Origin of the sequence: Apibacter adventoris, from assembly GCF_002964965.1 — a bacterium.
Lineage (GTDB): Bacteria > Bacteroidota > Bacteroidia > Flavobacteriales > Weeksellaceae > Apibacter > Apibacter adventoris.
The window spans coordinates 84,982-97,564 of the sequence record NZ_PSZN01000018.1; the positions used below are offsets into that span (position 1 = coordinate 84,982).

Genomic DNA, 12,583 nt, shown 5'->3' on the forward strand with positions numbered 1-12,583 from the left:
TATTATAATTCTTATCCTTAAATCTATACAACAGAAATAACACAAATTATTTTGTACAAATAAACTTGTTGATTGAAAAGGTTTATAAAAATTATATGGTATCTTATCTAGTAAAAATAAGAACTTTTTTCATATAATTAAGTTGCTCTTCTTTTATATATTTTTTACTTTTATTATATCAAGTTTTATATGACAAAATGATAATTTTTTCATATTTTGCATTAAAATTGATATACTAAAAATATCGTAACCCAATTAAAAGAATTAATTAATATATGGCATTTATCGACTATTATAAAGTATTAGGATTAGATAAAACTGCTTCTCAGGATGAAATTAAAAAAGCCTTTAGGAAACTGGCACGAAAATATCATCCTGACCTTAATCCCAATGATAAGGAAGCTAATATGAAATTTCAACAGATTAATGAAGCGAATGAGGTTCTGAGTGATCCCGATAAAAGAAAGAAATATGACCAATATGGCGAAAACTGGAAACATGCTGAACAATTTGAACAAGCACGTCAACAACAAGGAAATGCCGGTGGAGGTCAATATTATTACGATAACTCAGGACATCCTTTCGAAGGATTTTCTCAGGGTTTTGGTACAGAAGATTTTTCTGATTTCTTCAGTGAATTATTCGGCAGCCAGGGAAGAAAAAGAGGAGGCAACCGAAGAAGTTCCCAATATAAAGGTCAGGACTATACTACCGAGCTACATCTTTCTTTACGTGATGCTGCTTCAACTCATAAACAAACTCTGAATGTAAATGGAAAACAAATTCGTATTACTATTCCGGCAGGTATTGCAAACGGGCAACAAATTAAATTAAGTAAACAAGGGGGACCAGGTGTAAATGGAGGTCCTAATGGCGATTTATATATTACTTTTGTAATTAGTGAAGATCCTAATTTCAAAAGATTAAACAATGATTTAACCACAATAATATCTTTAGATCTCTATACAGCTGTATTAGGTGGAGAAACTACTATTAACACCTTAGATGGTAAGGTAAAATTAAAAATAACTCCCGGAACTCAAAATGGTGCTAAAGTGCGCCTAAAAGGAAAAGGATTTCCTATTTACAAAAAAGACGGTGAATTTGGAGATTTAATAGTAACATATCAAGTTAAAATTCCTACCCATTTATCGGATAAACAAAAAGAATTATTCAAACAATTAGCTGAATCTTAAAAAAACTATCATGGCAAACAATGTAATTACTATAAAAGAATATTGTACGTATTATGAAGTAGAACCGAATTTTTTAGAAGAATTGTCAGAAATGGGGCTGCTTACTATTGTAAAAGAAAAGGAAGAAAGTTATATTCCTATTGAGGAAATTCCTCAATTAGAATCTTATAGTCGTATGTTTTATGATTTGGATATTAACATGGCAGGGATAGATGCTATACATAATTTAATCAGTCGAATCAAAGTTTTGCAAAAAGAATTAACAGATCTTCAAAACAGAATTAATTTTTATGAATAAAATTTAAAGTATATTTTTATTTTTTAAAATGGATATTTGAAAACATATACTTTTATACTTCAACATTATAAATTATTTAAATAGAGTATAAGTTAGTTTTAAGTACAGATTATTATCAAAATTTCCTGTATGATATGTGCCTAATCTGTAATATGCTCCAATTCCAAAAATACTAATCAGCTTATTAAATTCAATTCCGACTTCCTGATAATATTTTTCCGGTACTGAAAATTTATGTTCTGAATGTAATTCCCGGTGTTCTAAATTTCCTATCATTCCATTATAAACTATAGTTATATACAAATATTTATGTCCAAATACTCTTAAATCTTTAAAAGTATGTGAAAGGAAAAAAGCAGTATATTGGCTGGCAAAAAAGCTTCCTGGATGTATTGTTTCAAAAGTGTTATATCCTTTTAATTCAAACCGCCCCCATACAGTGGAGCCATTTTTTACTACTCCAAAACCTTCATACAGATTTAATAAAGTAGTTTTACCTGAAATATATCCTGCGTTTGCTGTAATTTTAGTATTTCCTAGTGAATTTTCCCATTTTAAAAAAGAAGTTAAATCAATTTTATTATATTCAAAATCTGAAGAAAATGCATTCCAACTTCTAGTATAATTAAAGAAAAAGTATGGCAAATTATCTTCAATAGCAATTTTATCTATAGGGGTTTTCATATATTTTACAAATGGAGTAAACTTAATTCTTAATGAGGTCGCAAACTGATCGTATTTTGTATAAGTAGGATTCCCTTTGTACGAATAATTAAAAACTGGTTTTTGTTTTTGATAGTCAGTAACTATGGCTGCTGTAAAAATATCAAAAAAATCCTGTTGGTATTCCAAAGTCCCTTTTTCATGTCTATAGTAAATATTATTGGATAAATTATTAGTTTGATCTCTTATATTTTCAATAGCACCATACTCCCTAAAACGATTTTTTCCTGCAGCATTAACATCTGATTCTGCAAATAAACAAAGTTTCCCATTATTAATTTTATTTACAAAAAAATCTATTCCTCCTCCAAATTTCATTTGTTGGTCTTTTGTTGCCCAGGCAGCAAAACTTCTTACTGAAAAATCTTTGCTGAAATCATAATTAGTTCTTCCTCCAAATTGAAACCTTAATCCTTCAAAATCGTTAAAACGTACACTATTGAACAAATCAAAATTAATTTTCCCTACTTTTACCTCTCCATTAAGTATAGGAGAAAAAAATTGTATTTTTTTTATTAATTTATATTTTTGTGATAAACTGTCTATTGTCGGGTATGTATTTAACTCACGTCTTGTTAAAATAGGATTCCTATAAAGAGATATTTTTTTATCATTGTCCCAAAAATCTTTTTCTGTTTCATAATTGTAACCGAAAAATTCTTTTTTTGTAAATGATACCATGGTCTTAAATTTTGAATATACAGTGCTTATTGTTGCCCAAGAATGAGCTCCGGGATTATTTTTATTTAATATACGGGTTATGGGAAAAAATATTTTAGTGTATTCACTACGTGTAAACCAGATTCCATAGTGTGGTTCTCTTTCTATTTTATAAAAATACGTTAAGTTATCTTTTATAGTTCCTATGTAACGCACCAAAGCATAACTTTCTGCATCTACAAATAAAGTTCCGTTAGATGCTGCTATAGAATTATATTGTTTTTTAAGATAAAAAACTACTTTATACGTTTTCCTATGATTTATTTCTAAACTATCTACTTTTTTAAACCTGTAAAATTTAAGATTTTTTTCTTCTAAAAAATCGGGTAATTCATTCATCATTAAGGCTTTTGCTAATGCTTCATAAATCGGTTTTTTTAATCCAGACACATTATTGGCTTCTATAATATTTTTCTCTCCTAATTTTTTATCATATTTATGAATCATAGCTCTTTCGGCTATAAAAAACATAGAATAGGGTAAAATTGTTTTTATCTGATTATTAATTATTTCCCTCTTTTTTTTAGGTGTTTCAATATAATGAAAAGATGAACTATCTGCATCTATTTCAAATTTGGTATATGAAGTATATTGATAATTTTCTAAAGCATGTGGATTATTAATTTTTTCTTTTTTTATCATTTGAAAAATTATACTTTCTGCATCAGAGGATTTTTTTTTATACTGTTCCTTAGATTCTAAATAAATAGTATAATAATCTTCATTTATAATCTCATATTTAGGCATATACTTTGCTGCTTCTACAAAAACAGTTTCATTTTCCATTTTTTCGGTTTCGAGTAATATAGTTCCTTTAGCATCGGATATTCCTAATAATAAATTATTCGTGTGTAAATATATCTTTGCTCCAGATATAGGTAAATTAGTATCAAAATCTATTACATTAATAGTAATTTGCGAAAAACAAAAAAAGGAGAAAACAAAAAAAACACTAAAAAGTATATATTTCATATTAATAATATGGACCTTCAATATATAACGTTATTTTTTTTATAAAATTATAACACCTAGATATATTTTATAACATTATTTATATACTATAAATTAAATTTAAACAATATCAAAATTGGAAGATTATTACATATATTACCATGATATATTTTATCATTTCATATATTTACAAGTAGCTATAAAATATCAAAAGTATTTATGTAAGTTTTATGAAGTCCTTTATAATCCAAAAAATTTCTGCAAATGATCTTTATGAATTGCAAAAAATATCTAAACAAACTTTCTATGAGACATTTTCTCAAAAAAACAGTGAAGATAACATGCAAAAATATTTAGATAAAAACTTTAGTATATCTAAATTAACAGATGAAATACTTGGAAATTCAAAATTTTACTTTGCTATTATAAATGGTACTATTGCAGGCTATCTTAAAATAAATTTTGAAAATTCCCAAACTGAATTAAAATATAAAAACTCTGTAGAAATTGAACGTATATATGTTTTAAAAAAATTTCAGAAAAATAAAATAGGCCAGTCATTAATAGATTTGGCCATAAAACTTGGTAAAAGAGAAAATGCTGAATTTTTGTGGCTTGGTGTATGGGAAGACAACCTAAATGCTATAAATTTTTATAAAAAAAACGGTTTTGCTGAGTTTGATAAACATATTTTTTTATTAGGTGAAGAAAAACAAACAGATATAATGATGAAACTAAATTTAAAATCTTTGTGAATATTTGGTTGAATTCTATATGTTAAAATATATTTTTAAAACTTATTCCCATCAGTATCCACCTACCTTGCATAGGTACTAAGTTTGTTTCTGTATATTGCGTATTTAAAATATTATTTACCAGAACAAAAGCTGTAATTTTATTTAATTGATACATTAGTTTATCATCCAATAAATGATAAACTTCTAATGAAACCCTATCATTATAACGATAGACAATTTGATTACTAAAATTTTTCATCAATTTATGTTCTATTTTTATTACTAACTGATGACGTAAATTATCGAGTGAATATTTGGAAAAATGGGCTTTTATATTTTTGAGTTCATTATCTAAATAGGTATATCCGATAGAATAGGACTTTATAAATGCGGTAAGAAAATGTTGTGTAAAATCTACTTCCACTCCATTTGTATTAACTTTAGCTATATTAATCGGCTTCCATTTATCATTTTCTTTATCTTTGGTCCAATCTATTAAATCTTTAGATTCCCTTCTGAAAAAACTTATAGACCCTCTTAGCGTTTTACTAGATAATCTATACCCTAATTCATAAGACAAAGCATTTTCGGGTTTTAATTCTGAATTACCATCGTTAACCGGATCAGAGTAATATAAATCTGAATATGAAGGAATTCTATAGGTTTTTCCAAAATTAGCAAATATCTTATTTTTTTCATCAATTCTGTACCCTATATCTATTCCGGGATACCAATAATTTCCCATATCTGAATAATGAGCAAAACTAATACCTGGAGTAATATCTAAATGATTGTTCAAAAATAAAAAATGATGATCTAAAAAAATATAACTTACTTCTCTTTCCCTTTTCCCTAAATTATTAGAACTTAAAAATTCTTTACGAAAATCTCCTCCTATACCGGTAGTACCTAAGGTAGATAAATATGTCCCCACTACTTCTATTCCTATATTATTCCCAATATGTAGATTCCTATATGCCATAGGATTATTACGATTGTACAAATATTCATCTTGAGACCTCCTCCAATAAGCATTGGTACTTACTTTAAAATTACCTAAAAATTGGTTCCAGCCTAAACTTACCAGTGATGTCTGAATTTGTTCATATTGATCTTGGGCCTTGGGTGAAGAATAAAACCCATTAGCTCCAAATTTTTTTTCAATAATTCCTGTCTGAAATTGTATTTCTCCTTTATTTAATTTATATTTATTTTGATACCATACATTTTTTATAAGATAATCAGTATTAAAGCGATATCCATCAGATTGTGAAGTTTCAACCTGAAAAAATTGAGATAACTTTTTTCCTGATAAATTTAGTGCTGAACTTAATGAATAGGTACCAAAATCTCCACCCGAACCTGTAACTGTTATATCATTTTTTCCTGACGGACGAGTTACTATATTAATAGCTCCGGCATAGGCATTTTGCCCGAAACGACGAGCAGCCGGACCTTTTATTACCTCAATACGTTCTATAGTTGCCATATCAAAAGGAATATTAAGAGTATTATGTCCTGTTTGGCTATCATTCATGTGTACTCCGTTTACTAACACTAAAACTTGTTCAAAAGAACCTCCCCGTATACTAATATCTGCCTGTACACCATGCGCACCTCTTTGGCGCACATCTATTCCAGAAAAATATGAAAGTAATTCCTCAATAGAGGCAGCAGGAATTTCCTCAATTTGCTTACGGGTTATTATCTGTATATTTTGGGAGGTTTGGGAAAATGGAAGAGAATTTGTTTTCCCTTCAATAATTACATGTTCTAATTCCTTACCTTCCTGTGCGTAAAAAATTTCAGAATAAAAAACTAATAACAAAAACAAATATTTTTTTATTATTCTCTCTTTTTTAATCATTGCTTTTATTTTTCACAAATTTATTACCTTGCCGGAGGATCTATATATACCAGTTTTATAATTATGAATAGACCGGCTACCATACCTTTCAGTAATTTTATAATAATTGACAGAAAATCTCCCCAATCTGTATACCTGCAAATTGTAATACAAATAATTAATGCAATTCAAAGAGGATTTCTTTTTCCCGGTACTAAAATACCCGGAACCCGTATATTAAGCAAAATACTTAAGGTTAACCGCAATACAATGATAAAAGTATATGATGAATTAGAAGCTATGGGCTGGATTGAAATACTCCCTAACAAAGGAACATTTATTGTAAACAAGCCTGAGAAAAAGATTGAAAAAATACAAACTTTATATAAAAACTATTCTTATAGCTATCCTTCTAAAACAGGATTTACCTTTAAACAATCTCAAATCTTAGATAATCCATTTGAAATTTTTTCTACTTCAATATGTTTAAATGATGGAATTCCTGACATACGACTGCTTAATACCCTTCAATTATCTCAACTATATTCATCAAGTTTAAAAAGAAAAAAAAATCAAAAAAATTTAGAATATCCTTTACATAAGAGCAAATATTTTTTTAAAGAAAAGCTTTCCAATTTTCTAAATCTTACTCGAGGGCTTCATATTTCTCCTAAAAACCTTATAAGTACTCGAAGTATGGAAATGAGTATTTATATTACTTCTCAATTATTAATATCTCCCGGAGATAAAGTTATCGTAGGAAAACTCAGCTACTTTATTCCCAATATGATTTTTCAAAAATCCGGGGCTCATCTTTATACAGTTCCTGTAGATAAGGATGGTATAGATACATTAGAAATAAAAAAACTATGTGAAAAAACAAAAATCCGTATGTTATATATAACTTCCCACCACCACTACCCCACTACGGTAACACTTAGTGCTCAAAGAAGGCTTGAATTACTTGAACTTTCTCAAAAATACGGTTTTATTATACTGGAAGACGATTATGATTATGATTTCCATTATGGTAATAGCCAAGTTTTACCGCTTGCTAGCTCTGATTCAAAAGGAATGGTGGTTTATATAGGTTCTTTCGGAAGATCTTTGACCTCTGGTTTTCGAACTGGATTTGTTGTTGCTCCTGAAAATTTGATTTTGGAAATACAAAAGTTTTTAGGAATACTTGACCGACAAGGCGACATTTTTATGGAGTATGCTTTGGGTGAGCTTATAGAAGAAGGTGAAATACACCGACATTTAAAAAAAACCTCTGCTACTTATAAAGAAAGGAGAGATTATTTGGCTGTTTTGTTACAAAATCATTTAGCAGAACATGTAAATTTTAGGCTTCCTTCGGGTGGATTAGCTATATGGACAGAATGGGAATCTTCTATCAATTTGTTGAGATTAAGAGAAAACTGTAAAAAACAAGGTGTTTTTATCCCTAAATCTTTACTTTATCAAACTCAAGATATTTCTGCCATTCGAATGGGATTCGGAAGTTTTAACGTAGAAGAATTGGAAGAGATTGTAAGGTCAATTAAAATGAGTTTAATGTTAGAATAATTCATTTATATATAAATTATGTATTCTTTATTATACTCAAACTAAAATTTAATTAAATGTGTATATATTTTACTAAAAATCATTTTTTTTAACTCAGAAAAAAGAAAGGAAATAAACCAAAAGCTAAAAAAATTTGTCAATAGTTAGAATTTAAGTTTTGATCTACATATCGTGTAATATAAAAAAATTAGAAATCCTATAAGAGTTAAAACTACACCAGGTAATGCACAATATTCATAAGGGTAATTTTTACTAATAGGAATTCCTCCTAAAAGAGCTCCCAAAGCATTACCTATATTAAAAGCTACTTGTGCCAATGCAGCCCCTAACATCTCTCCTCCTTTTGAATTTTTTAATAAGAGGATCTGCTGAGGGGCCGATACTGCAAACAAACAGCCGGTACAGATAAACATAAGGAGTAAGGAAGCAGACCGGGAATGAACTAAAAAAAAGAAAGATAACAAGGTAACCATTGCTAATCCTTGAGTAACTGTGGCCACTTTCTGAGGAGTATATTTATCTGATAATTCCCCGCTTATTATATTTCCAAGTACCATACCTAACCCTGCAAACATCATAACTCCTGTCATAGCTTCTTCTGAAAAGCCTACCGATTTAGTCATAATGGGATTTATATAGCTATACCAGCAAAAAATACCTCCATTTCCTAATATCGTTGTAAATATGATAAGCCAAGGATTTATATTTCTTAGGAAATGAAATTGATTTTTAAATCCTGTATAAGGCAAAGGTTTAAGCTCTGGCACAAATTTTTTTATTGACAAGAAAATTAATATACCAAGGAGTGCAATTACAAAGTAAGTAATTGACCATGAATACTGATTACTAATAAAAGTACCAAGAGGAACCCCTAAAAGATTTGCAATGGTCATTCCTGAAATCATTCCTGCAACGGCAGAAGTTCCTTTTCCCTTTTGTGCAAGTTTATTGGCAACAATAGAACCTACACCAAAATAAGCCCCATGAGGAAGCCCTGAAATAAACCTGAATACAAGGTTTAGTTCATAATAAGAGCACAATGAAAAAGATAAATTGCCAACAATATAGATAAGCATTAGCATTAATAAAATCCTTTTTAAAGGGAGCTTTCCTGAAATCAATACCAGTAAAGGGGCTCCTACCGCTACTCCCAATGCATATGCTGAGATAAAATGACCAGCTTTAGGGATGCTTATAGATAAATCACGTGCTATATCTGGTAATATTCCCATCATTCCAAATTCAGACATTCCTAGCCCTAAAGTACCTAAGGCTAAAGCTATGATTGATTTTTTCATAAATCTATATTATTGAAACATACAAAATTATGGTAAATAAATTTTTAGCTCAAATTTCTCTATAAAAAATTTTTTATTGTACATTTGAAACCAATAAAAAAAAGAAATAATGAATATTACAGATCTTTCTGGAACTACTACTTTATTAAATGGGGTAAAGATGCCTTATCTTGGATTAGGAGTATATAAGGCAGAAGGGGGAAAAGAAGTGGTTGATGCTATCCATTATGCTTTAGATGCAGGTTACAGGCATATAGACACCGCAGCCTATTATTATAATGAAGAAGGCGTAGGAAAAGCGATTAAAACAACAAATGTTCCTCGTGAAGAAATTTTTGTAACCACTAAGGTTTGGTTTAACCAACAAAAGTATGAAGATACGTTTAAAGCTTTTGATGAATCAATGAAAAAGTTGGGACTAGATTATTTGGATTTATATTTGATTCATTGGCCACATCCTGATTTTTATCTGGAAGCATGGAAAGCCATGGAAGAATTATACAAAGCCGGAAGAATACGAGCTATTGGTTTATGTAATTCTTTACAACATCATATTCAAGGTATTTTAAACCTTGGAGGAACAGTGCCTATGGTAAATCAAATGGAATTTCATCCTAATCTTGTACAACAGGATTTACTGGACTTTTGTAAACAAAAAAATATTCAGTATGAAGCATGGTCTCCTTTAAAACGTGGAGCTTTGTTTGATAATCCGGTATTGAAAAAATTGGCTGAAAAATATAATAAAAATATTGCTCAAATTATTATACGTTGGGATTTGCAAAAAGGAGTAGTTACTATTCCTAAAAGTACTAAGAAAGAAAGAATTATTTCTAATGCAGACGTATTTGATTTCCATTTATCTGAAGATGATATGAAAAAAATAGATTCTTTAGATAATAATGATAGAACTGGTGCTCATCCAGATCATTTTTTAGAGTATTTTGCTAAAAAAGGGATCAAATAAAAAATCAATAAAAGTTTTTCATCATTCTAATGTAAATATATTAAACAACTCTTGTTATAGTGTTTGGGTATTTTTTATTCTAAAAAAACTAACTGCTACTTTTAATGAAAATAATCTATTGTATTGGTAACATTCATAACTCTGGGGGGATTGAACGAATTATTTCCACTAAAGCTAATTATTTAGTTAATAAAGGTTATGAAATACATATTGTTGTAATATATCCTGCTCCTAAAACTCCTTTTTTCAACTTCGATTCACGTATAAAATTCCATTATTTAAATCTGGATTTTGAAAAAGAAAAAGGATTAAAAAAGAAATTCCACTTTCGCAGGAATAAGAAGGTATTCCTTCAAACTATTTCTGTTTTATTTCATAAAATAAAACCGGATATTGCAATTTCTACTTTTTGTAAATATTCAAAATATATATATGAATTAAATGATGGAAGCAAAAAAATAATTGAACGTCATTTCGCTAAATATAAACGAGCTCAATATTATTCTAAACTGGATAAATACTATTTAGGTAGGATAATAACATACTTGTATCGTTTAAATGATTACAATATTTGTAAACATTTTGACCGTTTTATTGTATTAACTCATGAGGATCAAAAATCTTGGGGACAAAATCTTTTAAACATAGAAGTAATTGAAAATCCTATAACTATAATACCCCAACACTATGCATGCCTTGAAAATAAAAAAGTAATTTCTTTAGGCAGGTTAAATCAACAAAAACAGTTCCATCATCTTATTAAAATATGGAAAATAATATCTCAAAAATACCCTGATTGGAAATTATCTATTTATGGAAATGGAGAACAAGAAAAAAAACTAAAAAAACTGATTTCAAAATTAAACTTGAACTCATCAATTGAAATAAATTCTGCTACTTCTGATGTGAGTTCTGTTTTATTAGAAAGTTCTATTTATGCCATGACATCTAAATATGAAGGATTTTGTTTAACATTAACTGAAGCTATGGCTCATGGAGTACCTCCTGTTTCATATGACTGCAAATCTAGCCCGGCAGAGATTATCAAAAATGGAGTAGATGGATTACTGGTACCTTTAAACAATAAGAAAATTTTCATACAAAAACTATCTTTTTTAATTGAAAATGAAAAATTAAGAAAACAAATGGGAAAGACTGCTTCTTTAAATATATTGCGCTATTCACTAGATAATATTATGCAAAAATGGATAGATTTATTCGAACGTTTAATTTCTTCTTAAAATTTAGATTTAGAGGATAGTTGTTTTTCATAAATTTCTAATTCAACATTAAAATTTTTAGATTTCCTTATATTGCCATCAGTTGTAATAATCAAACAGCTATATTCCGGAAAACGATCTATTAGTTTGAATCCTTTTTTTTCACCTAATACCATAAGAGAAGTACTGAATCCATTAGCCATTTCTGCATTAGGACCAATAACGGTTACACTCTCAATTCCTCTAACAGGATATCCTGTTTGGGGATTAATTATATGAGAATATTTTTCACCTTTAATTTCAGCATATTTTTCATAAGAGCCTGAAGTTGTCACGCTTTTATCATGAATTGTAAATGCTCCCATAATGTCAGCAGGATTAAAAGGATTTACTATTCCTATCTTCCATTCTTTACCATTAATTTGTTTTCCCCAAGCACTTATATCACCAGAAGCATTAATAATTCCTGCTTTAACATTTTTATTTAACATTAATTCTTTAGCCTTATCTGCAGCATAACCTTTGCCTATGGAACCAAATCCTATTTTCATACCGGGATTTTTTAAAAAAATTGTAGAATTCAGGCTATCTAAAATAATATTTTTATACCCAATATTTTTTATTGATTCTTTAATTTGTTCCGAAGAAGGAATTTGTACCATAGAACCATCAAACTTCCAAATTTTATCAATTGCAGCAAAACTTATATCAAAGGCTCCATCTGTAATTTTTGAAATATACATGGCTCTACGAGTAAGTTGCCAAACATCCGGATCTACTTTTACCGGGCATATACCCGCATTTTGATTTACTTTCGATATTTGAGAGTCTGGTTTCCAATCAGAAATTAAATTTTCTATACGAAGTATTTCATTTATGACGCTATCTATATGTTTTTCAGCTGTTAAAGAATCCTCTGCAATTATAGTAAAATCAAATCTGCATCCCATAAGTGTAGTGGTGCGGTTTCTTTGTACTTGTGCATTAATTGATATAAAAAATAAAGCAACCAATCCATAAAAAATTTTTAATATCTGAGAATTCATTTTCATGAGTGT

Annotated in this window: 10 protein-coding genes; 6 read left to right on the forward strand and 4 right to left on the reverse strand. The window is 28.8% G+C overall.

What is annotated here, in order from left to right:
* Positions 1–275: 275 nt before the first annotated feature.
* Together C4S76_RS07280 and C4S76_RS07285 are read left to right on the forward strand one after the other, a co-directional pair.
* On the forward strand, positions 276–1,196 hold the full coding sequence (locus tag C4S76_RS07280) for a DnaJ C-terminal domain-containing protein (RefSeq protein ID WP_105193811.1): 921 nt from the start codon (positions 276–278) through the stop codon (positions 1,194–1,196).
* Between the two features lie 10 nt (positions 1,197–1,206).
* Positions 1,207–1,494: a chaperone modulator CbpM gene (locus C4S76_RS07285; RefSeq protein WP_105193812.1), complete on the forward strand. Its 288-nt coding sequence runs from the start codon at positions 1,207–1,209 to the stop codon at positions 1,492–1,494.
* Positions 1,495–1,566: 72 nt separating this feature from the next.
* Here the strand turns inward: C4S76_RS07285 and C4S76_RS07290 are convergent, their stop codons facing one another.
* Positions 1,567–3,909 carry a DUF5686 family protein gene (locus C4S76_RS07290; RefSeq protein ID WP_105193813.1) on the reverse strand — a complete coding sequence of 781 codons (2,343 nt, stop codon included), beginning with the start codon at positions 3,907–3,909 and terminating at the stop codon, positions 1,567–1,569.
* A 209-nt stretch (positions 3,910–4,118) separates the two neighbouring features.
* Here C4S76_RS07290 and C4S76_RS07295 point away from each other — a divergent pair, with 209 nt between their 5' ends.
* Complete coding sequence (locus tag C4S76_RS07295; protein WP_105193814.1) at positions 4,119–4,643, forward strand: GNAT family N-acetyltransferase; 525 nt, start codon at positions 4,119–4,121, stop codon at positions 4,641–4,643.
* A gap of 22 nt (positions 4,644–4,665) precedes the next feature.
* Here the strand turns inward: C4S76_RS07295 and C4S76_RS07300 are convergent, their stop codons facing one another.
* Positions 4,666–6,492: a TonB-dependent receptor plug domain-containing protein gene (locus C4S76_RS07300; protein ID WP_105193815.1), complete on the reverse strand. Its 1,827-nt coding sequence runs from the start codon at positions 6,490–6,492 to the stop codon at positions 4,666–4,668.
* 63 nt (positions 6,493–6,555) lie between these two features.
* On the opposite strand from C4S76_RS07300, the gene C4S76_RS07305 reads away from it, so the two are divergent.
* Positions 6,556–8,040, forward strand: coding sequence for an aminotransferase-like domain-containing protein (locus C4S76_RS07305; RefSeq protein WP_105193816.1), 1,485 nt, complete (start codon positions 6,556–6,558; stop codon positions 8,038–8,040).
* 143 nt (positions 8,041–8,183) lie between these two features.
* On the opposite strand, the gene araJ is transcribed toward C4S76_RS07305, so the two are convergent.
* Entirely contained in the window at positions 8,184–9,338 is a 1,155-nt protein-coding gene (araJ, locus tag C4S76_RS07310; protein WP_105193817.1) for an MFS transporter AraJ, read from the reverse strand.
* A 109-nt stretch (positions 9,339–9,447) separates the two neighbouring features.
* Here araJ and C4S76_RS07315 point away from each other — a divergent pair, with 109 nt between their 5' ends.
* Together C4S76_RS07315 and C4S76_RS07320 are read left to right on the forward strand one after the other, a co-directional pair.
* A complete protein-coding gene (locus C4S76_RS07315) occupies positions 9,448–10,305 on the forward strand; it encodes an aldo/keto reductase (protein WP_105193818.1) in 858 nt (285 codons plus the stop codon).
* A gap of 104 nt (positions 10,306–10,409) precedes the next feature.
* Positions 10,410–11,546, forward strand: coding sequence for a glycosyltransferase family 4 protein (locus tag C4S76_RS07320; protein ID WP_105193819.1), 1,137 nt, complete (start codon positions 10,410–10,412; stop codon positions 11,544–11,546).
* On the opposite strand, the gene C4S76_RS07325 is transcribed toward C4S76_RS07320, so the two are convergent.
* Positions 11,543–12,571, reverse strand: coding sequence for an FAD:protein FMN transferase (locus C4S76_RS07325; protein WP_105193891.1), 1,029 nt, complete (start codon positions 12,569–12,571; stop codon positions 11,543–11,545). The two genes, C4S76_RS07320 and C4S76_RS07325, sit on opposite strands and share 4 nt — an antisense overlap.
* Positions 12,572–12,583 lie beyond the last annotated feature (12 nt).